The following is a 21705-nucleotide window of genomic DNA, read 5'->3' on the forward strand; positions in this document are numbered from 1 at the left end:
CCGGCGCTCCGCCGCACGCGCTATCGACGCCGGCCTTCGAGACGGCATCCATGGTTGGTCGAGCGCGGCCTTCGAACCAGCGGAACTTACGACAGTCTCGATACACCGCCGACTCGCTCCGCTCGCAGGCGGCACTCGACCAACGTAGGAGGCGACCGCCGGCACTCCGCCAACGTGGGACGCTCGCAGGCGGCTCACTGATCGCTCTCGGGCGACGAGTCGCCGATCGGGGTGAAGATCTGGGTGCTCTCGGTGCGGCCGCGCAGCACCGTGGCGCTGCGGACCTGCCAGCGCGCCGCCTCCCCTTCGTCCGCGGCCGCCACTACCCGCTCCGATGCGAACGGTTTGCGCGGCTCCTCCTTCGCGACCTCCGACAACCGCGCACTCTCGTTCACCGGATCGCCGATCACCGTGAACTCGAACCGCTGAATGGCGCCGACGTTGCCCGCGACCACGGTGCCGTAGCTGACACCGATCCCGGCCTTCAGCTCCGGGACCTCGACGGTCAGCCGGTCGGCGATCTCCCGCGCCGCGCGCAATGCCGCGCCTGCGGAGTCGTCGAGTTCCAGCGGGGCGCCGAAGATCGCCAGGACCGCGTCGCCCTCGAACTTGTTGACCAGCCCGCGGTGGGCTTCCACGGCCTCGACGATGACCTGGAAGAACCGGTTGAGCACCTCGACGACCTCGGTCGGCGTGCGCTGGGTGGCGAGCGTCGTCGAACCGATGACGTCGACGAAGATCACCGCGACCGTGCGCTCCGCACCCCCGAGTTCGGGATCCCGGCGCAACGCGGCCGCGGCCACGTCGCGCCCCACGTGGCGGCCGAAGATGTCGCGCATCCGCTCCTGCTCGCGTAGCCCGGACACCATGGCGTTGAAGCCGAGCTGCAGTTCGCCGAGCTCGGACGCGTCGTACACCACGAGGTCGACGTCGTCGCTGACGTCGCCGCCGCGCACCTTCGCCATCCCGGTCTGCACGTTCTGGATGGGTCCGGTGACGTCCCACGCGAACAGGAACATCGTGAGCAGGCCGACGCCCGTCGCGACCAGGACGAGAACGGTGACCGAGATGAAGAAGCTCGTCACCGAGACCGACTGCCCGAGCGCGGCGAACAGGGTGAGAATGAAGATGCCGCTGAGCGGCACACCGGTCCCGATCAGCCAGGCGTTGACCGCCCGCGACCGGACGGTGCTCGCCCGCACCTGAAAATCGGCCTGCACGATCTTCGCGTAGACCGGCCGCAGCAGCACGTCCAGGAACAGGTTGACGATGGCGATGACCACCAGCCCGCTCATCAGCACGATGAGCACGGCTTTGACGATCAGATGGGCGTCGACGACGCCGTACCAGACGCCGATGAGCACGGCCGCTCCCACCCAGAGCAGCCCCTGCAGCGCGGTCAGGCGGCGGCGCGCCCACACCGTCCGTTTCACATCCTGACGGGTCGGCACCCTGTCGTCGATGGACCAGCGCAGCGATCGGACCGTCATGATGGTCCCGACCAGCACGCCGATCAACAGCGCACCGACGATGTAGATCGGGATCGCGACGAAGTTGACCCAGATCAGGTCTCTTCGCAGAAACGACGGGTCGGGGATGCCGACGGTCGCTAATGCGATCGCGATGACGATGCCGATCACCTGCGCGATGACGATGGTCGACGTCATCAGCAACTGAATACGGATCCGCTGCTTCCGGCCGCCTTCGTCCACTCGCCCCAACAGCAATGAGCCGTAGTCACGGCTCAAACCCCGACTACGGCTCATGTGCTGCTCGGCTCAGACGATCTCGTGCCGCACGATGGTCTGGTCGCGACCGGGGCCGACGCCGATGCACGAGATCCGGGCGCCCCCCAGCTCCTCGAGACGGTGGATGTAGTTCTGCGCGTTCTGCGGCAGATCCTCGAAGGTGCGGCAGCCGGAGATGTCCTCCCACCAGCCGGGCATCGTCTCGTAGATCGGCTTCGCGTGGTGGATGCCGGTCTGCGTCATCGGCCAGTCCTCGACGCGTTCTCCGTCGACGTCGTAGGCGACGCAGATCGGGACCTGTTCCAGACTCGACAGCACGTCGAGCTTGGTGAGGAAGTAGTCGGTGATCCCGTTGACGCGCGTGGCGTACCGCGCGATGACGGCGTCGAACCAGCCGCACCGGCGAGCACGACCGGTGGTCACGCCCACCTCGCCGCCGGTCTTGGCCAGGTACTCGCCCCACTCGTCGAACAGCTCGGTCGGGAAGGGACCCTCGCCGACGCGCGTGGTGTAGGCCTTCAGGATGCCGAGCACCGTGGTGATCTTGGTGGGGCCGACGCCCGAACCCACGGCGGCGCCACCCGCCGTGGGGTTCGACGACGTCACGTACGGGTAGGTGCCGTGATCCACGTCGAGCAGAGTGCCCTGCGAGCCCTCGAACAGAACGGTCTCGCCGCGTTCGAGCGCCTGGTTCAGCAGCAGCTGGGTGTCGGCGATGCGGTGCTTGAAGCCCTCCGCGAGCTCGAGCGTGCCGTCGACCACCTGCTGGGGGTCGAGGCCCTTGCGGTTGTAGATCTTGGTGAGGATCTGGTTCTTGATCTCCAGCGCCGCTTCGACCTTCTGGGTGAGGATCTTCTCATCCAGCACGTCGGCGGCGCGGACGCCCACGCGAGCGACCTTGTCCTGGTAACAGGGGCCGATCCCGCGACCGGTGGTGCCGATCTTGCTGTTGCCCAGGAAGCGCTCGGTGACCTTGTCGATCGCGACGTGGTACGGCATCAGCAGATGCGCGTCGGCGGAGATCATCAACGACGAGGTGTCGACGTCGCGATCTTCCAGCCCCTTGAGTTCGGTGAGCAGCACGCTCGGGTCGACGACGACGCCGTTGCCGATCACATTGTTCACGCCCGGCGTCAAGATCCCCGACGGAATCAAGTGCAGCGCGAACTGCTCGCCGTTCGGCAGGACAACCGTGTGTCCCGCATTGTTCCCGCCCTGGTAGCGCACCACCCACTGAAGCTGTCCGCCCAGTAGATCGGTCGCCTTACCTTTGCCTTCGTCGCCCCACTGGGCGCCGATGAGCACAATCGCAGCCATATCAGGTGCTCCTCCTAACGTGCCTACCCTACTGGGTCGCCTCCGGAATGTCGGTCTCAGCCGCGTATATCCTCGTGGACGTGTCCTCACTGCTGATCACCGTGGTCGATGGCGACCATGCGCCGACCTCCCTGACCCGCCGGGTGGCCGGACTGCTGAGCGATTCCTCGGTGACGCGTCTGATCGTCTCACCCGGGTCTGACAGCGCGATGGCGCCCGATGCCTTCTTGGCCCGGGTCGTCGCCGCACTGATGAAGCTGGAGCGCCTCGACGTCGAGGTGGCATACGTGGCTCCGCGCTCCACCCGCGCCACCCGGAACTTCGGCCTCCCGCACGGCGCCGCCGCCGAGCGGCTCGCGACAACCGGGACCGCGCACCAACTTCCACTGATCCGCGACGACGCCGCGACCGTGCTCGTCGGACGCGCGCGCCACCTCGGCGCCGACGGTGCCGCACTCCACGGCGAGTGCATCGCCGACTCCGACACGATCTTCAACGGCGATGCTCGCGGCGTCGAGATCGAGCCGTTGCCGAGCGAGCCGGGTGTCCGCGGGCGCCTGATCCGCCGCCTGCCCGGCGGCTGGAAGACCGGGCGCGCCGTCCAGACCGGCGGCACCAACGTGACCGTCGAACGGGAGGGCGAGCTCACCGAACGGGTGGTGAAACGCTCCACCTTTTATCGCCATCACGTCGACTGGCACCTGGTGCGGCCGTGACCACTCCGACCGCCGTCGCGCTCAAGTCGGTCCGCCCCGGACCCGTCTTCGCCGCGTTCTGCATCGCCGTCGCGGTGGGCGGCTATCTGCTCTACGACACCGGGGCCGACCGCACCGGGACCGCAATGTTCGGCGCGTTCCTCTTCGTCGTCGGCGGGTGGATGATCTCGCTGTCGCTGCACGAATTCGCCCACGCCTTCACCGCTTTCCGGTACGGCGACCGGTCGGTGGAGGTGCGCGGCTACTTGACGCTCGACCCGCGCAAGTACACGCATGCCGCGCTCTCGATCGTGCTGCCGCTGCTGATCGTCGCGATGGGCGGCATCGGCTTCCCCGGCGGCGCGGTGTATCTGAACACTGCAGCCTTCACCCGCGCGCAGCGGAGCAAGGTCTCGCTCGCCGGCCCCGCCACCAACCTCGCGCTCGGCGTGGTGCTGCTACTGGTGCTGCGCGCCGTCGAACCGACCAGCGACAATGCGAACCTCATGGCCGCGACGGCCGCCCTCGCGTTCCTGCAACTGACCGCCACGCTGCTGAACATCCTTCCGGTGCCCGGGTTCGACGGCTACGGCGCGATCGAGCCGTATCTCTCGCACGCGACCCGCGCCGCGGCGGCCAAAATCGCGCCCTTCGGCTTCCTCGTCGTGTTCGTGCTGCTGTTCGTCCCGGCACTCAACCGCGCGTTCTTCTCGCTGATCTATGCGGTGTTCGACGCCTTCGGGGTGAACAGCGTCTTGGTCGCCTACGGCCTCGATCTGTTCGCCTTCTGGCTGTAGACACGTAATTCCCGGCGCCGCTGGGCCATGGCCGATCCCTTCTCCGGACCGGCCTCGTCCAACCGCTTGAATACATGCGTACTTGCGCATATATTGAGGTTATGAGTGAAGCCACGGAGCACGGACACAGTCACGGCCCCACCGCCGCCGACCTCGCGGCGGGCGGCGGCGCCCACCGTCGTATCTGGCCGATGGTCGTCTCGCTGGGGATCATCGCCTTCTTCTTCGTCGTCGAGTTGATCACCGGCATCCTCTTCGGGTCGCTGGCGTTGATCGCCGACGCGGGTCACATGGCGACCGACCTCGTCGCCCTCTCGATGGGACTGCTCGCGCTGCTGCTGGCCCGTCACGGGAGCCTGACCGACGACCGGAGCTTCGGCTGGTACCGCGCCGAGGTGTTCACCGCCGTCGTCAACGCGGTCCTGCTGCTAGGCGTCGGCGCCTACGTACTGTACGAGGCCGTCGAACGGCTCGGCACCGATCCGGAGGTCCCCGGCGGACCGATGATCGTCGTCGCACTCCTGGGCCTGGCCGCCAACGTCGTCGTCATGTATCTGCTGCGCGCGGACGTCGGAAAGTCCCTCGCCGTGCGCGGCGCCTACCTCGAAGTCCTGGCCGACGCGGTCGGCAGCGTGGGCGTCCTCGTCGCGGGCGTCGTCGCGATGACGACCGGGTGGGGATATGCGGACCTGATCGTCGCCGTCCTCATCGCGCTCTGGGTGGTGCCGCGTGCGGTGAAGCTCGCCGTCGACGCCCTGAAGATCCTCAATCAGCAGGCACCGAAGTCGCTGGACCTGGCCGCGCTGCGGATCGAACTGGAAGAGCTCCCGGAGGTACAGGACGTGCACGACCTCCACGTGTGGTCAGTGACCAGCGGTATGGACGTCGCGACTGTCCACCTCAGCAGCACCGGCGACCACTGCGCCGCACTCACCGCCGCCCAGCGGGTGTTCGCAGGACACGGGCTGGCCCACGCGACGGTGCAGGTGGAGCGGCCGGGCGCCGACGGTCAGTGCGAGAGCCTCACGTGGTGATCGGGCGGGCTCACTTGTCCAGGTGCAGCTGAGCGATCGCCGACATCCGCGACAGCCCGGCCACCATCAGCAGATCGACGAGGAGCGAGCGCAGTTCGGCCAGCAGGGCCGCCTCGGACAGGTCCTCGACGTTGTCGGCCAGTGAGGTGCGCGCCTTGCGGACCACCGACCGCACCACCCGCGCGGCGTCGGCCTGATCGGGTTCCTCGCCCGGTTCGGCGAGCATCATCTGCCGCAGCACCTCGAAGACGTCGCCGATGTCGTCGATGATCTCGATCATCGGCGCCTCCACCGCCACGCCACGTTGCGTCAAGCCGAGTGCCCGGCGATTCACCACGCGGAAGTTGCGGACGGCGTTGTCGATCGGGTCGGCGGTGGCCGCGATCTTGCTGAGCCGCTTGCGCGACCGCCAGTACAGCGGCGACAGCAGACCCACCTCGCGGCCCGCGAGGACATCGGCGCGCAGCGTGTCGATCGACCCCTGCGTTCCGCGGGCCCGTGCCAGCACCCGGTACACGCCGTCCTCGTCGTCCTCACGCAAGGCGGTCGCGAGGTCGTGGCTCAGATCGCGGAAGGTGTCGAGGATGCCCGCGGCGTCGCGGCGGGCGCGGCGTGCCGGATTGACCGGTACCAGCGCGCCGACCAGGATCCCGATCAGACCACCGATCACCGCGTCCACGGCCCGTTCGTAGCCCGCGGCGTCGCCCGGCGGCAGCAGTGTCGCCACCAGGACGGCCGACGAGGCCGCCTGGGTCGGCAGCATCGGACCGTTGTCCGCGAACACCGCGACTGCCATGGCGATCGCGACCACCACGGTGATCTGCCAGGCGCCCGAACCGATCCACGTGATGACGACGTCGCCGACCAGGATGCCGATCGACACCCCGAAGATCAGCTCCACTGACCGTCGCCAGCGGCGCGCCAACGACAGTCCGAGCGACACCACCGCCGCGATCGGCGCGAAGAACGGTCGCTGGTGATTCAGGAGGTCGAACGCCACGAACCACGCCAGGCCCGCGGCGATCGCGCACTGGGCGATCGGGACCGACGACAGCCAGAGGCGCCGGACTCGGTCGCGGACCGTCGGATGCAGACCCGCGACGGCCTGCGACCCGAACTCTCGGACCGTCGGCCTCTCGTCAGGCTCTGTGGATTCTGTCACTGCGGCTCTCGGCCGTCACCGACGCCGTCGACTCAGTCCAGCCCCAGCTCGGTGATGGCGCGCGGATCGCTGTCGTTGAGCAGATCCAGGCATCGCACGTACTCGTCCTCCTCGCCGACCGCCTGCGCCGCGCGAGCGAGGGCGCCGACGCAGCGGAGGAATCCGCGGTTCTCCTCGTGACTCCACGGCACCGGGCCGAAACCCTTCCAGCCGTGGCGTCGTAGCTGGTCGAGGCCACGGTGGTACCCGGTCCGCGCGTACGCGTAGGCGGCGATGACCCGCTCGATGTCCGGCTCGGTGCCGTCCAACGCACCGTCGAGCGAGGCCTCGGCGAGGTACGCCCACGCGATCGACGCGGACGGATGCTCCGCAGCCACCGCGGCGGGGCTCTTCCCGTTCAGCAGGTCCGACTCAGCGTCGTCGTCTCCCGGGAGCAGGGTGGGCGGGGGTCCGAGCAGATCTCCAAATGACGTCACACAGTCATTCAATCATTCGTCGGCCGATGCGCCGAGGAGGATCGGTAGCCGCAGGTCCGATATCCTGGCGCTTGCGCTGTTGCGCGATTGTCCCCGACGAACATTGGATTTTAGAGAGAATGTCTGATTCGGATAAAGACACGTCGGCTGCCATCGACAAGGTGGTCGGCGCCTTCCGTGCTCAGCGCGAGCAGGGCAAGGCCGCTGCCTCAGCGGCAGACGAACCCCAGGCAGACACTCCCGCGGCCGACGCGCAGGCGCAGCCCGGACCCACCCCGATCACCAAGCTCGACGATCCCGCACCCACACCGCAGGGCGGCGGCGGGTCCGATGCCCCGACCAAGGCGTTCAAGATCCCGGCCGAGGTCGCTGCAGCAGCCAAGGGCGACGCCGCAGCGAAGGCTGCCGACTCCGGCGCGGAAGACAGCGCTGACGCGGACGACGCCGATGCTGGCGGCGACGATGCTGCCGATGATGCTGCGACCGACGGCACTACGACCGACGACACTGCGACCGGACTCCGCGAGGAGATCGTGGTCGGCGACCCGCTCGCCGCCGGAATCGCACCGGACCCGGCGCCCGCCGATCCGACCGACGCAAAGGCCGACCTCGTCGAACAGTCCATCGAACTGTCCGCCGACGCCGACGGATCCGACGACGACCAGCCGTCCGAGGATGAGACGCCGACCGAGGCCATCTCTGCTGATGAGGTCGCCGCCGCGGCAGCGCAGGCCGGCAAGGACGACGCCGCGGAGCAGGACGCGCCTGCCGCCGACGAGGCCCCGACCACCAAGATGAAGGTCCCTGCGGCAGCCGCTGCGGCAGCAGCCACCGCAGCGACGGCGACTGCCGCGACCGCGAAGCCGAAGACCGACACCGCGCCTGCGCCTGCGCCTGCCCCGAAGTCGGAGCCCCAGGTCGTCGCACCGGCGCAGCCCGAACGCACCAAGCGCAAGACCGGCAAGCTGGTCGCGATCCTGCTCGCCGTCCTGGTGGTGATCGCCGTCATCGCGGTCGGCCTCTGGTACCTCCTGGTCGGCAGCTCCGACCAGAGCAAGGTCGCCGACGCCGCACAGTCGTACCAGAACGCGATGAACGACGGCGACCTCGACGAACTGCGTTCGCTCACCTGCGGCGAGAAGTACGCGTACTACTCCGAGGTCTCCGCGGAGGACTTCCAGAAGGCGTTCGCCGCGCAGAAGGCGCGCAACGAGCTGATGACCTTCGACGACGTCAAGGCCGTCCAGATCGACGGCGACATCGCCCGCGTCGGGGTCGACATGTACCCGAGCAGCGATCCGTCGCAGACCGCACCCGCGCAGATCACCCTGCACAACATCGACGGCGAGTGGAAGGTCTGCACCGAACCCTGATCCTCACGCGAGGATGCGATGCGGGCCGCCGAGATCCTCGGCGGCCCGCTGTCGTCTCCCCGTCGGGTCAGTCCGTACGCAGATGCCCGAAGACCACGACGTCAGCCAGTGCCGGAACGGCGGCGAGGTCGGTCACCGCGTCGTAGGTCACCAGCGCGACCGCCTTCGCGACCCGGCGGGATTCAAAGGTCTTCTGCAGGTTCGCCGGGTCACCGGCACGAACCCCGGCCACCACATCGCTCACCAGATAGGTGACGACCTCGTCTCGGGCGGAGCGCAGCACGATCTCGTCGCCGCGGCGCATGTCGCCGATGGCGTCGAAGGCGCCCGGATCCGTGCGGTTGCCGGATTCTCCGACGAAGACGGAGATGCCGTCCGACCCGGGGCGCGGCCCGTTGGACCACCAGGCTGCGCTCGCCCTGCGCGACGGGAGGCCGAAGATCGAGACCGTCTGCTGCCGGTCCTCCGAATACACGGCCGTCGTCGGCGTGGGCTCCACCCCCGTCTCGACGCCGACCGTCGGCAGGGAGATCCGCGTGGGGAACAGTCCGTCCGCACCCACCGCGGGCGACGGCGTGGCCGTCGCGGACTCGTCCAGCGTGCCGACCGCCTCATGAGCCGGTCCGTCGGGTCCCACCAACCAACACGAGACAGCGACGGTGCAGACTGCCACCGCCGTCAGCACGACCACGGCGAAGACGGTGGCCGTCCTGCCCGACCGGACTCGCGCATCGTGCTCCCCCACCAGAATTCCTCCGTTCGAATCACCCCATCGGCTACTAGACGCTAACACCCGGGGAAAACGGCATCCTCCTCGATGCCATCAACCGATGGCAAATACGCCTCTACGACAAAGAGGACGCCCGGATTGCTCCGGGCGTCCCCTCTACTGCGACTGCGGTGGATCAGATGGTCAGCGACCGATCGTCTTGCCGGACGAGCCGAGGTCGTTGCAGGCCTCGACGACGCGCTCGGCCATGCTGGTCTCGGCCTTCTTCAGGTAGCTGCGCGGGTCGTAGACCTTCTTGTTGCCGACCTCGCCGTCGATCTTCAGCACACCGTCGTAGTTGCCCAGCATGTGGCCGGCGACGGGGCGAGTGAAGGCGTACTGGGTGTCGGTGTCGACGTTCATCTTGATGACGCCGTAGCCGACGGCCTCCTCGATCTCGCTCTTGGCCGAGCCCGAGCCGCCGTGGAAGACGAAGTCGAAGGGCTTGGCGTCGGCGTCGAGACCCAGCTTGGCGATGGCGGCGTCCTGACCTTCCTTGAGGACGCTCGGGCGCAGCTTCACGCCGCCCGGCTTGTAGACGCCGTGCACGTTGCCGAAGGTCGCGGCGAGCAGGTACTGGCCCTTCTCGCCGGTGCCGAGCGCGTCGACGGTCTTCTCGAAGTCCTCGACGGTGGTGTACAGCTTCTCGTTGATCTCGTTCTCGACGCCGTCCTCTTCGCCGCCGACGACACCGATCTCGACCTCGAGGATGATGTTCGCCTCCTTGGCCTTGGCCAGGAGTTCCTGCGCGATCTCGAGGTTCTCGTCGATCGGCACGGCCGAGCCGTCCCACATGTGCGACTGGAACAGCGGGTTCTGTCCGTTCGCGACGCGCTCACGCGAGATCTCGATGAGCGGGCGGACGAAGGTGTCCAGCTTGTCCTTGGGGCAGTGGTCGGTGTGCAGGGCGATGGTGATGTCGTACTGCTCGGCGATCACGTGCGCGAACTCGGCGAGCGCGACCGCGCCGACGACCATGTCCTTGACGCCCAGGCCGGAACCGAACTCCGCGCCGCCGGTCGAGAACTGGATGATGCCGTCGCTGCCGGCGTCGGCGAAGCCCTTGATGGCCGCGTTCACGGTCTCCGACGAGGTGCAGTTGATCGCCGGGTAGGCGTAGCCCTCTTCCTTTGCCTTCTTCAGCATCTCGGCGTACTTCTCGGGGGTTGCGATCGGCATTCTCACGTCCTAGAACCGGTGGATGTTGTCCACGCATCTGTAACTGGTCTCCCCCAGTATGACGGTTCCGGGTGGTCGTCGGGCCAGTCCCCTGCCAACAGGCGGTTTAAGGGTTCTCGAAGGTTGTCGCGGTAGTGTTACGGCCTGTGATCGACACTCTGCTCGCTGAGACCACGACCAATGTGGCGCTGATGCCCGGCTTCATGGACCCGTTCAACCTGATCGGCTACTTCGGAACATGGGCCCTCGCCGGCCTTTTGCTCGTCATCCTGATCGAGTCCGGTGTGCTGTTCCCAGTCCTTCCCGGCGACTCCCTCCTCTTCGTCGCAGGCCTGATCGCCGCGGGCAGCCAGAGCGGCGATCACGCCGCGAAGGTGGCCGACGCCAACTTCAACATCGTGCTGCTGTGCATCGCCGTCCCGATCGCCGCGATCATCGGCGGTCAGATCGGTTACTGGATCGGCCGCTACGCGGGCACGTCGATGTTCAAGCCCGATGCCCGCTTCCTGAAGCAGAAGTATCTGGACGAGGCGCACACCTTCTTCGAGAAGCACGGTCCGATCACCATCCTCCTGGCTCGGTTCGTGCCGATCGTCCGCACGCTCGCACCGATCGTCGCGGGTGCCGCCAAGATGAAGTTCGCGGTCTTCACCGTCTACAACGTGATCGGCGCCATCGTCTGGGGCGCGGGCATCACGCTGCTCGGCTACTGGCTCGGCCAGTTCGAGATCGTGCAGAAGCTCATCGAGCCGATCTTCATTCTCATCGTCCTGGTCTCGGTCCTGCCGATGGTCGTCGAGTGGCTGCGCCGACGCCGGAACAGTTCGGCCGAGTCGGTCGTCGACTGACCGTCTACCGGGCGGTTCGACGCCCAGCAGACGCACAGCTGTCCGGCACGTTCGCGCCAGGTTCACGCGCGATCGTAGAGCCATGAAGAACGCAACGCTCACCCCGACCGACATCCCACTCCTGGTCCTCGGTGACGACGACGTCGCCGCCGTCGCCCGCGATCTGTCCGCACAAGGACTGCCGATGGCCGTGGTCGGAAGCGATTACGCCAGCGTGGTCCCGTTCATGACCGGGCGACGCATCGGGTACACGGTGGCACTGGTCGCGGACGTCGACGATCCGATTCAGCTCGCCGACGTCCTCAGCCGCGTCGAGTCCCGACTCGGCCCGGTGACCCGAACCGTCAGATGATGCTGCCGACGTCGTTCGCGACGATCGAATCGAGGGCGCGCTCCGCGACGGCGGCGATCGTCATCGACGGATTGCAGGCGGCCGCGGTGCCCGGAATCAGCGCGCCGTCGACCACGTACAGACCGCGCTGACCGCGGACGCGGCCTTCCCGATCGCATACCGACCCCATCGCGGCGCCGCCGAGTGGATGCCATGTGGTGTTGAGGAACCGGTTGGAATCGGTGAGCACCGACCCCGCTCCGGCGATCTTCACCGCCGTCGGATGGATGTGTCCCCACTGGATGCGGCGGTCGCCGTCGGCGGGCCAGTGCAGGCGGGCGTCGCCGGTCGCCGAGTCGTAACGGAACTGCCCGCGGGCCCGGCTCACGCCGTAGCCGACCATCATCGTGCTGTGCAGGTCCGGCCCCATCGGCGGGATCGACGCCTGGATCACCGTGTGCGCGTCGGTCGGCTTGTCCCAGTTCAGACTCCCGTAGACCACCGGACCGCCCTGTTCGGCGCCGAAGTCGATCGCCGGGTTCGACCACACGTAGATCCGGTCGCCGTTGGTGCCCCACCCGGTGCCGACGCCGTCGGGGAGATCGTTCACCGCACCGGACTCGCGGGCGCGCAGCAGCAGTCGGGTGGTGTGGACGCTGCCGGCGGCCATCACCAGCGTCGGCGTGGTCATCGTCTTGTGCGTGATCGGCGAGCCGTTCACGTCCGTCTCGGTGACATGCAGGCGCCACGCACCGCTCTTGGTCCTCGCGAGGTCGGTGACCTCGTGCAGCGTCGCGACGGTCAGGAGTCCGGTCGCTCGCGCCTGACGCAAATAGGTCACGTCCACGCTGTGTTTGCCGCCGTTGTTGACCCCGAGCGCCCCCGACCCGTCGGTGTACGACGGCCGCATCTTCCCCGCGAGCTCGTCCAACGCGAACTGCCAGTCGATCGGCATCGGAATCTTCGACACCGGGAGTCCGGCGCGTCGCGCGTGCGCGGCGAACTGTCGCGCCGCGCGATACTGTGGCGTCCGGATCAGCCGGTCCGGCGCCGTCGCCAGGCCCAGCATCTGCGCGACCCGCGGATAGTGCACCCGATGCATCTTCTGCCAATCGAGCTGTTCCGGGAGGAACTCGTTGAAGACGGACTCGATCGGCTCCAGCGTCATGCCCTGGTAGACCAAGCTGCCGCCGCCGAGCCCCGCGGCCGTCACGGCGGTCATGTTGTCGCCGACGACGGCATCGACGAGACCCGCGTACGGCTCGGGCGAGAACGGCCGACCGAACAATTGCGGCGCACTACCGTGCCACAGGGCCCGCTTGTCGGGTCGCGTCGGATTCGGGAAGGTGTTCGCGTTGGGGCCCGTCTTCCATTCACGACCGCGTTCCAGCAGCAGCACGGGAACTCCCGCCTGCGTCAGCCGAAGTGCGGCCACTCCACCGCCGAATCCCGAGCCCACGACGATGACCCGGTGTTCCGACGACGTCGACCGGATACGACGGGGCGCGGCGACCGCCGACCCGCTGGTGCCGGCGACGGCGAATCCTGCCGCCGCGGCCGCCGCACCCGCCAGGAAGGTCCGTCGGGTCACAGACGGGCGGGCCGAGGTCGGTTCAGCAGGGGGAGGAAGTGTCGGCATGGCGGACCTTTCAGTGGAGTTCGGGACAACATTCGGGAGACGGATGGAGAAGAATGCCTAAGTCGGTCGACTTAGTGTTTGGGCAAAGGACGCCCTCGACCGTCCGCGTCGGACGATGAGGGATCATGGAGGGGTGAGTGCCGACCGCAGCCGCAGGGCCGACGAGACCCGGGCCCGCCTTCTGGCGGCCGCTGAACGACTGTTCGCCGAGCGCGGCCTGGCGGCGGTGTCGAATCGGCAGATCAGCGAAGCCGCCGGGCAGAGCAACAACTTCGCGGTCGGCTACCACTTCGGGTCCCGAGCGGAGCTGATCCGCGAACTGCTCCGCTCACATCAGCAACCGATCGACACGATCCGAGCCCGCATGGTGTCCGAGGTCGGCTACGTCTCCCAGGTTCGCGACTGGCTGCGCTGCCTGGTTCAGCCGCAGCTGGAACACATCGGAACCCATGTGGGCCCAACGTATTTCGGTCAGTTCTGGCGGCAGTTGGCGCACGATCCCACCATGGTCGAGGTGGTGTATCGGGAGGCCGCCGAGTCCGCCCCGTTGGCAGAGATCCTCAGCGGCCTCTACCGCACGCTGCCCGCACTGCCCGAGGAAACCGTCCGCATCCGCAACCTGATGTCGCAGAACACCCTGATCTCGACATTCGCCGACTTCGAACTCAGAAGGAACGAACTCGACGCCCTCGACATCACGTCGTGGTCAGGATTCTCCGAATCGATGGTCGACGGCCTGGTGGGACTGTGGCTCGCACCGGTCACCGCGGGCTGACGCCTGAAATCGTGGCGCACCCCCTCTCCGCTTCCGCACTCGACACAGCATCACGCTCACCCATAATCAGTCACGCGACTTAGAAATGGAAGAGTCGTCGGCAAATGTGATTCACAACACTACTCACGAGTAGACCTGCACGCGCCATACCTGTACGGCACACTGACCGAGCCGACACAGGTTCCCCCGACCCTTCCGCGACGACGATGTGGCATCACGCTTCCCATCCGAATCACTCAGGACGGTCAGCGTGCAGACCTGCAATTCCCTTTCCTCATCCCCGTTCACGGCGCCTCGTCGCCGCTGTCGTACTCGGCGCCATCGCTCCGGACCTGCGAGACCCAGCTCTGCAGGCGCCGGGGCGCTGGTGGCGACGATCGCATTCGCGGCGACGCTCGTCGTCGCACCGGCTGCGGCCGCCCCGATGACCGCCGTGCCCGAGGCGCGCTGCGGGCCGGGGTCGTCGCCGGTCGTCGGCGTTCAGGGCGAGGTGCCCGCCGCGGACCGGGCATCGGGCCGCAGCAAGCGCGGCTACTCGTGCAACGTTCACCCCGTCTCGGCCTTCCCCGGCCACGGCGGAGGCATCGTCTCGACGTCGTACGACCACTGCGGGTACCTCGGCACCGTGTTCCCCGGTGCCGCGATCGCACGCGACCCCGGCGTCGAAGTGGTCGACGCGAGCGATCCCCACCGACTCCGCAAGTCGACGACATTGACCGCCCCGGCGCTCCAGGCAGGCACCTGGGAGACGCTGAAGGTGAACACGCCGCGCAAACTGCTCGTGGGCACCGGCGTTCCGTTCCTGTTCGGAGCGGGTTTGATCTCGGTGTACGACGTCTCCGACTGCGCTCGTCCGCGACTGCTGAATCATGTCGCGGGCACTCCGAAGGCGCCGCTGCCGATCACCTCGCACGAGGGTGGGTTCTCCCCCGACGGACGCACGTATTGGACGTCCGGTCTGGGACCGGGCCTGCTGACCGCGGTGGATCTGTCCGTACCCGCGCGGCCGCGCGTGATCTGGCAGGGGCTGACCGGGCTGGAGGCGCATGGTTTCGGCATCAGCCAAGACGGGTCGACGCTGTACCTCTCGCACAACTTCGGCGGCATCAGCATCTACGACATCCGCCAGGTGACCGAGCGGAAGGCCCACCCGAACGTCCCGCTCCGGGGCCGGTTGACGTGGAACGACGCCGGCTGGGCCACCCAGCATTCGGTGCCCGTCGATTACGGCGACCAGCGGGTGCTCTTCACGCCGACCGAGGGCGGATCCGGCGGTGTGAAGGTGATCGACGCAACCGACCCGCGTCGGCCGCGATTGATCAACACGATCAAACTCGCGATCAATCTGCCCGAGAACCAGGACCGCGGCGTGGCTTCCACTTCGGGCGGTGGCATCTTCGGCTACGAGTCGCACTACTGCGCCGCCGACCGCCCGCGGAACCCGACCGCGCTCGCCTGCGGCTGGACGTCGTCCGGTGTCCGCGTGTTCGATGTGCGAGACCCGTTGCACGTCAAAGAGATCGCCTATTACGTACCACCCGCTCGACCCGCGAGCCCGCTCACGGCGTGGAACTCGCCGCATGTGATGAGCGCCGTGATCGGTGTCCCGGTGATGAGCGCGCCGTCGATCCTCGACAGTCTGCGGAAGGGCCGGTTCGATCCCGCGCAGGCCCGCAGCCGTCGCAACGGCATACTGCTGAGCGATCTCTCGACCGACGGCTGCTTCTCGCCTCCCGAATGGCGGGGGAACCGGCTGTACGTCTCGTGCGCGGACAACGGTTTCCAAGTCATCGAACTGACCAACGATGTGTACCGGGCGCCCGCCGACCAGCAGTCGACGGTCGGCTCGTGAACGGCCGGACGGTCGTCACGTCGCTGGGTGCGGTCGCAGTCGCCGTGCTGGCCTTCGTTATCGGCGTGGCCGTTCGCCCGGCGCTGGTCCAAGACCCCTCCGCAGCTCCGTCGCTCACGGTGGTGGAAGTCGGCTACCTGCAAGACATGCTCAGCCACCACCAACAGGCCGTCACCATGTCGCAGCTCGTCGATCGGGACGGTCTGTCGACGCCCATCCGCAGCCTGGCGCGGCAGATCGTTCAGGAGCAGTCGATCGAGATCGGCACCATGGTCGGCTACCTCCAACTCGCCGACGAGCCGATCCAGTCGTCGACCCCGATGGCCTGGATGCACCGCGACGTCGACGGATCGCACCATGCCGACACCACAGCCGAGCACCCCATGCCCGGCATGGCTTCGGCCGACGAGGTGGCGTCGTTGGGGACGTTGGTCGGCGTCGCGGCGGAGAACGAGTTCCTGCGATTGATGCAACGCCACCACTACGGCGGGATCGCGATGACGCAGGATCTGCTGAGCTACGGCTCGGCCGGCGGACCCGTCGTGCGGCTGGCGCGGTCGTCACTGACGATGCAGACCAAGGAGACCGGGCTGATCGGCGCGATGCTGCTCGCCCGCGGCATCAGCGACGGCGGTTGATTCCGAGTGCTCCGGAACGCTGTGGACCGGACTTCCCAGAATTTTGTCGTCGCATCGGTCGTGGCGACCGATGCGACGACGAAATTCTCACATGGAACCGATCCGGCCTCCGCTGCGTCTAATTTGAGTGGGAGATTCTGGGGAGATCGCGAACATTCTGGCCGCCAATGACGGCATCATCACCACGGCGCAGGCGCTGACGGCCGGGCTGACACACGACCAGCTGCGTGGTCGCGTCCGGAGGCGCGAGTGGTTCCGCTTGGCGACCCGGTTGTACCGATCGGCGTCACACGACTTCACCGAGGCTGCGATGGTCCGAGCCGTGGTGCTGGCCTTGCACGGATGCGCCGACAGGACGACGGCGGCCTGGTGGCACGGCATGCTCGAGACGCTGCCGTCGCCGCTGACCGTCAGTTGCGCATCCCGACCGGTCACGCTCGACTGGGCGGTCTCGCTCACCGTGGTGCGCCGACGGCACCGGTCCGACGCCATCGTCCAAGTGCGCGGACTGCCCGTCACGACCAAGCCGCTCACGGCGCTGATGGCCGCCGCCGACCTCCCCGACGGGAGCACGTACCTGGACCGGTGGCTGCAGACCCGCCAGGTCACGCTCGCCGACCTGCAGCGAGCCCTCGAAGCGCACGCCGGGATCCGGGGCATCGTCGAGGCCCGGCGGCTGGTGCAGATCGCGAGCTCCGACAGCGAGTCCGAGGCCGAACGACTCTTCGTGCGCCTGCTGTCCGATCGCAACGTCACGGGGTGGGTCCAGCAGTTGCCGCTCGGCCGCTGGCGGCTGGACTTCGCCTGGCCCGACCAGCAGGTCGCCGTCGAGATCTCCGGTTGGGCTTTTCACCGCGACCCCCGGCGGCGCCGGAACGACCTGTCGAAGGCCAACTACTTGGAAGGCGTCGACTGGAAAGAACTCGAATACGACTGGCATATGCTCAACGACAGCGGCGCCGACTGCGTCCAGGAGGTCATCGATCTGCTGAACAGTCGTGGCGGCGACATCGCGTGACCCCGTGGCAAGAAAAGTGTCGTCGCATCGGTCGTGGCGACCGATGCGACGACACTTTTCTGGTCACCATGCCTGGTCGAGGTCGGCGTGCTGCGCCACCCAGGTGTGCATCACGATCCCGGCGGCGACGCCGGCGTTGATGCTGCGCGTGGACCCGAACTGGGCGATGGAGACGGTGACGTCGGCGCTGTCCTGCGCTTCCTCGCTGACGCCGGGCCCCTCTTGTCCGAACACGAGCACGCACCGCTGCGGGAGTCGGGTGCGTTCCAGCGGCACCGACCCGGGCGTGTTGTCGACGGCGACCACTGCGAGATCCTCGCTGCGCGCCCATGCCATGAGGTCGTCGACGGTGGCGTGGTGCCGGATGTGCTGATAGCGGTCGGTGACCATGGCACCGCGCCGATTCCAGCGGCGTCGGCCCACGATGTGCACCTCGGCGGCCAGGAAGGCGTTCGCAGTGCGGACCACGGTACCGATGTTCGCGTCGTGGCCCCAGTTCTCGATGGCGACGTGGAAGTCGTGGCGGCGGGTGTCGAGGTCCGCGACGATCGCCTCGCGAGTCCAGTAGCGGTACTGGTCCACCACGTTGCGCCGATCGCCCTCGGCGAGCAACGTGCGGTCGTAGCGGGGTTCACCGGGCAGCGGGCCCTCGGACTCCTCGAGCCACGGGCCCACTCCGATCGCGGGCCCGACACCGGTCACCCACTCGGTGGGGCCGGGTCCAGCCTCGGGTGCGGGCCCCGAAGAGTCAGGCCCCGAAGAGTCAGGCCCAGTAGATTCAGGCAAGGCCGAGGTCGGCGAGTCCCAGCAGGGAACGGTAGGGAACGCCGAGTTTCGTGATGACCTCGTCCGCGCCGGTGGCCCGGTCGACGACGGTCGCGACGCCGACCACCTCGGCGCCGGCTTCGCGCGCGGCTTCCACCGCCTGCGACGGCGAGGCTCCGGTGGTCGAGGTGTCCTCCACAACCAGCACGCGGCGGCCGGTGATGTCGGGGCCCTCGATACGACGCTGCATGCCGTGCGTCTTCGCGGCCTTGCGGACGACGAAGGAGTCGATCGCACGCCCGTCGGCGTGCATGATCGACGTCGCGACGGGGTCGGCGCCCAGTGTCAGGCCGCCGACGGAGACGTAGTCCCAGTCCGCGGTCAGCTGTCGCATCAGCGAGCCGATCAGCCTGCTGGCCTCGGCATGGAGGGTGGCGCGTCGCAGGTCGACGTAGTAATCGGCGATCTTGCCCGACGACAGGGTCACCGTTCCGTGAACCACCGCCAGTTCGGTGACGAGCTCGGCGAGGCGTGCTCGCGCGGCCGCGTCGAGCTCGGGTGCACCGGTCGCAGGGGTGGCGTCGGATGACGACATGGGTCACCAGCTCCTAGTCAGCGGAAATTCAGGAAGGGGAAATTCAGGAAGGGGAAATTCAGGAAGGGGAAATCAGTGAGAGACGGTCAGCGGTCGCGCGGGTCGGTGAGCGGCGGCAGGTCCGGCGGCGCGAAGCGCTCCCGACCGGATCGGGGCTCGGGCGCCGGGCGGGGTGAGCGGCCACGGATCGGTTCGATGCGCGGCGGACCGGGGCGGGTCTGCGGCTCAGCCGGGCGCGGCGTCGCATCCAGCAGCGACGGCTTGGGTTCGCGCGGCTCGGCCGCGGCAGCCTCCTCGGAGCGACGGCGTCGTTCCTTGTCGCGCAACGACTCGGTCTTCTCGTCGGCGAGCTCATCGTTGGTCGGGCCGTGCGGGTCACGCGGGTCCGGGGCGTCCTGCGGAACCACGGCGGGCGGCAGCACCCGCAGCAGGTCGACGAACCGGCGGACCGTGTCGAGGGCGACGTCGAGGCGCTCGTCCTCGGTCGTGACCGGCATCGCGCCGAGCGCCCAGTTGCCCTCGTTCCAGAGGATCTCGATGTACGACGGCGTCTCGGTGGCCAGCGTGACCATGCGGCGGTCGCAGATGCGGCGGGCGGCGTCGAGGTTGCTCGCGAACATCACGCGCGACCCCATGGCTCCGAGCAAGTCCACGTCGTCCTCCGCGGGCGCGAGGACGTCCTCGTAGCGCAGGTCGACGGTGACCGACGAGGCGGCCGGGCGACGGACGGCGACGATCGTCGCGGTGTCCTCGAGGTCGAAGACCACGGCCTCGGCGCCGTCGTACACACCGTAGGCGACATCGCGCACCTGGACGTGTTCCGGCGCATCCATCGCGGCACGATGGAAGACGGTCCGCAGCTTGCTGTCGGTCTCGCGGAACTTGAAGGAATGCGTCTCGCCCCACACAGCGCGCTGGTGGTGAACCTGCTGCGACCGGTTCCGGTCCAACCACAACAGGGCGCCCGCACCGGCGAGGGCGAGCACCGCAATCACGAAATACACAATGGCCATCGGACATAGCCTACTATCGAGGCCCCTGAGTGCGCCCGACGACTCGTTGGTCCGTACTCCGATCCCCCGACGTCCAAGGAGATGGCGACCGATGTCCACGCACCCGCACGATCGCATCGACGCTCTGACCCACGCCGTCGACGCCGAGCGGATCGCCGCGCTCACCTGCGCGCTGGTCGCCGAACCGAGCGTGAATCCCGGTGGGACGGAAGAGGAAGCGGTCGCGGTGTTGGCGCAGGCCTGCCGCGACGCCGGCTTCGATGTCGCGTTGTCCGAAGCGGCTCCCGGCCGCCCGAATCTGATCGCCACCGTCAACGGCGACACCGACGGGCCCGGGCTGATGTTCCTCGGCCATTCCGACGTGGTGCCGCCCGGTCCGGGGTGGACGGCCGATCCCTTCGTCCCGCGCCGCGACGGCGACCTCATCATCGGGCGCGGCACCAGCGATATGAAGGGCGGCATCGCCGCTGTCGTCGAAGCGATGATCCTCATCGGCCGCGCCGTCGACGAGGGCATGCCGGTGTCGGGTCCGGTGCGGTTGGTCGTCACCGTCGACGAGGAGGAGCACGGCGTCGGCGTCCGCCATCTGGTGCAGAATCCGCCGCCCGGCGAGTACGTCGGGTGCATCGTCGCCGAGCCCACTCGGCTCGATGTGGTCCGCGGCTGCCGCGGGGCGTCGTACTTCACCGTCGAGGTGACCGGCCGCGCCGCCCACTCGGGACGGCCGAGCGACGGCGCCAGCGCGATCGACGCCGCGGCGAAGGTGATCGGAGTGATCGGCGACGATCAACGCCGGATGGCCGCCGACCCCGACCCGCTGCTCGGATACGGCACCTGGAACGTCGGGACCATCGAGGGCGGGCAGGGTATCTCCGTGGTGGCGCCGACCTGCACGATGGGGGTGGATCGGCGTCTGATGCCGGGCGAGGACGTGGCGGAGATCGGTGAGGCCCTCGCCGCCGAGGTCCGGGCGGCGGGCATCGACGGCGACGGCATCGCCGTCTCGGTCACGCCCACGATGTACCTGCCGGGTTTCGCGACCGCCGAGGACCACCCGCTGGTCGCAGCCTCGGCACAGGCCATCCGCGACGCGGGTGCTGCGACGACCGTCGGCGGCTGGTCTGCGGCCTGCGACGGCGGTTGGACCAGTACCGCCCTCGGCATCCCCACGGTGGTGCTCGGCCCTGGCGACATCAACGGTCAGGCCCACCAGCCCGACGAGTCCGTGCCGCTGAGTGAACTGGTGACGGCCGCGCGAACCTACGTGCGCGCCGCGCTCACGCTGCTCTGAGCGGGCGCTACACCACGTCCCGCACGCGCACGCCGACGGTCGCGTCGGCACCGCGCCGCAGCTTGGACCCGAACGTCGTCAGTCGGCCGATGATCCCGTACTTGCGGTTGATCGCGTCCACCGCACCGCGGCGGTCGACGACCTCAGCCAACCCCGCGACCTGCGGTCCGGTGGTCTTCTTGCCGCTCGCATTGCACGCCTGCACCAGCACGTTGTTGTTGCGGCGGAGGCGCTTCACCTTCCACGAGTCGTCGACGGTCCACAGCAGCATGCTGTCGCCGTCGGGCGCGGCCCACAGTGGCGACGACACCGGCGTCCCGTCCTTCTTGTAGGTGGTGAGCATGACGTACTGGGCGTCGGCGATCTGAGCGACGGTTGCGGCCATGCGCC

At 68.2% G+C, this 21705-nt stretch carries 22 protein-coding genes; 11 read left to right on the top strand and 11 right to left on the bottom strand.

What is annotated here, in order from left to right:
• Positions 1 to 194 precede the first annotated feature (194 nt).
• On the bottom strand, positions 195 to 1766 hold the full coding sequence (locus GH2_RS03695; protein WP_066163358.1) for an adenylate/guanylate cyclase domain-containing protein: 1572 nt from the start codon (positions 1764 to 1766) through the stop codon (positions 195 to 197).
• Between the two features lie 12 nt (positions 1767 to 1778).
• A complete protein-coding gene (locus GH2_RS03700; protein ID WP_066163361.1) occupies positions 1779 to 3065 on the bottom strand; it encodes an adenylosuccinate synthase in 1287 nt (428 codons plus the stop codon).
• 80 nt (positions 3066 to 3145) lie between these two features.
• Between GH2_RS03700 and GH2_RS03705 the strand changes: the two genes are divergently transcribed.
• The 3 genes from GH2_RS03705 to GH2_RS03715 all read left to right on the top strand — a co-directional run bounded on the left by GH2_RS03705 (position 3146) and on the right by GH2_RS03715 (position 5591).
• A complete protein-coding gene (locus GH2_RS03705; protein ID WP_066164228.1) occupies positions 3146 to 3781 on the top strand; it encodes a hypothetical protein in 636 nt (211 codons plus the stop codon).
• Positions 3778 to 4557 (top strand): site-2 protease family protein, encoded by a 780-nt coding sequence (locus tag GH2_RS03710; RefSeq protein ID WP_066163363.1) that lies wholly within the window; start codon positions 3778 to 3780, stop codon positions 4555 to 4557. The genes GH2_RS03705 and GH2_RS03710 overlap by 4 nt, the downstream gene beginning before the upstream one ends.
• Positions 4558 to 4658: 101 nt before the next feature.
• Complete coding sequence (locus tag GH2_RS03715) at positions 4659 to 5591, top strand: cation diffusion facilitator family transporter (protein ID WP_066163365.1); 933 nt, start codon at positions 4659 to 4661, stop codon at positions 5589 to 5591.
• A gap of 10 nt (positions 5592 to 5601) precedes the next feature.
• Here GH2_RS03715 and GH2_RS03720 read toward each other — a convergent pair whose 3' ends face one another.
• Complete coding sequence (locus tag GH2_RS03720; RefSeq protein WP_066164230.1) at positions 5602 to 6684, bottom strand: FUSC family protein; 1083 nt, start codon at positions 6682 to 6684, stop codon at positions 5602 to 5604.
• Between the two features lie 101 nt (positions 6685 to 6785).
• Entirely contained in the window at positions 6786 to 7229 is a 444-nt protein-coding gene (locus tag GH2_RS03725) for a DUF3151 domain-containing protein (RefSeq protein ID WP_066163367.1), read from the bottom strand.
• 119 nt (positions 7230 to 7348) lie between these two features.
• On the opposite strand from GH2_RS03725, the gene GH2_RS03730 reads away from it, so the two are divergent.
• On the top strand, positions 7349 to 8602 hold the full coding sequence (locus tag GH2_RS03730) for an Rv0361 family membrane protein (protein ID WP_066163369.1): 1254 nt from the start codon (positions 7349 to 7351) through the stop codon (positions 8600 to 8602).
• Between the two features lie 67 nt (positions 8603 to 8669).
• On the opposite strand, the gene GH2_RS03735 is transcribed toward GH2_RS03730, so the two are convergent.
• Together GH2_RS03735 and fbaA are read right to left on the bottom strand one after the other, a co-directional pair.
• Positions 8670 to 9347: a class F sortase gene (locus GH2_RS03735; protein ID WP_066163371.1), complete on the bottom strand. Its 678-nt coding sequence runs from the start codon at positions 9345 to 9347 to the stop codon at positions 8670 to 8672.
• A 168-nt stretch (positions 9348 to 9515) separates the two neighbouring features.
• Positions 9516 to 10550 (bottom strand): class II fructose-bisphosphate aldolase, encoded by a 1035-nt coding sequence (gene fbaA / locus GH2_RS03740; RefSeq protein WP_066163374.1) that lies wholly within the window; start codon positions 10548 to 10550, stop codon positions 9516 to 9518.
• Between the two features lie 146 nt (positions 10551 to 10696).
• On the opposite strand from fbaA, the gene GH2_RS03745 reads away from it, so the two are divergent.
• Together GH2_RS03745 and GH2_RS03750 are read left to right on the top strand one after the other, a co-directional pair.
• On the top strand, positions 10697 to 11398 hold the full coding sequence (locus GH2_RS03745) for a DedA family protein (RefSeq protein ID WP_066163376.1): 702 nt from the start codon (positions 10697 to 10699) through the stop codon (positions 11396 to 11398).
• Positions 11399 to 11480: 82 nt separating this feature from the next.
• Positions 11481 to 11750: a Rossmann-fold NAD(P)-binding domain-containing protein gene (locus tag GH2_RS03750; protein ID WP_066163379.1), complete on the top strand. Its 270-nt coding sequence runs from the start codon at positions 11481 to 11483 to the stop codon at positions 11748 to 11750.
• Here GH2_RS03750 and GH2_RS03755 read toward each other — a convergent pair.
• Positions 11743 to 13368, bottom strand: a complete 1626-nt coding sequence (locus GH2_RS03755) for a GMC oxidoreductase (RefSeq protein WP_066163380.1) — start codon at positions 13366 to 13368, stop codon at positions 11743 to 11745. The two genes, GH2_RS03750 and GH2_RS03755, sit on opposite strands and share 8 nt — an antisense overlap.
• A gap of 133 nt (positions 13369 to 13501) precedes the next feature.
• Here GH2_RS03755 and GH2_RS03760 point away from each other — a divergent pair, with 133 nt between their 5' ends.
• The 4 genes from GH2_RS03760 to GH2_RS03775 all read left to right on the top strand — a co-directional run bounded on the left by GH2_RS03760 (position 13502) and on the right by GH2_RS03775 (position 17651).
• Positions 13502 to 14143 carry a TetR/AcrR family transcriptional regulator gene (locus tag GH2_RS03760; RefSeq protein ID WP_066163381.1) on the top strand — a complete coding sequence of 214 codons (642 nt, stop codon included), beginning with the start codon at positions 13502 to 13504 and terminating at the stop codon, positions 14141 to 14143.
• Between the two features lie 424 nt (positions 14144 to 14567).
• Positions 14568 to 15995, top strand: coding sequence for an LVIVD repeat-containing protein (locus GH2_RS03765; protein ID WP_066164233.1), 1428 nt, complete (start codon positions 14568 to 14570; stop codon positions 15993 to 15995).
• Positions 15992 to 16633 (top strand): DUF305 domain-containing protein, encoded by a 642-nt coding sequence (locus tag GH2_RS03770; protein ID WP_066163383.1) that lies wholly within the window; start codon positions 15992 to 15994, stop codon positions 16631 to 16633. The genes GH2_RS03765 and GH2_RS03770 overlap by 4 nt, the downstream gene beginning before the upstream one ends.
• 127 nt (positions 16634 to 16760) lie before the next feature.
• Complete coding sequence (locus GH2_RS03775; protein ID WP_066163387.1) at positions 16761 to 17651, top strand: PDDEXK family nuclease; 891 nt, start codon at positions 16761 to 16763, stop codon at positions 17649 to 17651.
• 63 nt (positions 17652 to 17714) lie between these two features.
• Here GH2_RS03775 and GH2_RS03780 read toward each other — a convergent pair whose 3' ends face one another.
• The 3 genes from GH2_RS03780 to GH2_RS03790 form a co-directional block, all read right to left on the bottom strand.
• Positions 17715 to 18353: a TrmH family RNA methyltransferase gene (locus GH2_RS03780; protein ID WP_244885297.1), complete on the bottom strand. Its 639-nt coding sequence runs from the start codon at positions 18351 to 18353 to the stop codon at positions 17715 to 17717.
• Between the two features lie 76 nt (positions 18354 to 18429).
• Positions 18430 to 19011 (bottom strand): orotate phosphoribosyltransferase, encoded by a 582-nt coding sequence (gene pyrE / locus GH2_RS03785; RefSeq protein WP_066163392.1) that lies wholly within the window; start codon positions 19009 to 19011, stop codon positions 18430 to 18432.
• Positions 19012 to 19097: 86 nt separating this feature from the next.
• Positions 19098 to 20024, bottom strand: coding sequence for a TtfA family protein (locus GH2_RS03790; RefSeq protein WP_066163394.1), 927 nt, complete (start codon positions 20022 to 20024; stop codon positions 19098 to 19100).
• Between the two features lie 91 nt (positions 20025 to 20115).
• Between GH2_RS03790 and GH2_RS03795 the strand changes: the two genes are divergently transcribed.
• On the top strand, positions 20116 to 21315 hold the full coding sequence (locus tag GH2_RS03795; protein WP_066163395.1) for a M20 family metallopeptidase: 1200 nt from the start codon (positions 20116 to 20118) through the stop codon (positions 21313 to 21315).
• 7 nt (positions 21316 to 21322) lie between these two features.
• On the opposite strand, the gene GH2_RS03800 is transcribed toward GH2_RS03795, so the two are convergent.
• A complete protein-coding gene (locus GH2_RS03800) occupies positions 21323 to 21700 on the bottom strand; it encodes a PPOX class F420-dependent oxidoreductase (RefSeq protein WP_066163396.1) in 378 nt (125 codons plus the stop codon).
• Positions 21701 to 21705 lie beyond the last annotated feature (5 nt).

Source organism: Gordonia hydrophobica NBRC 16057 (assembly GCF_001592365.1).
Classification (GTDB): Bacteria; Actinomycetota; Actinomycetes; order Mycobacteriales; family Mycobacteriaceae; genus Gordonia; species Gordonia hydrophobica.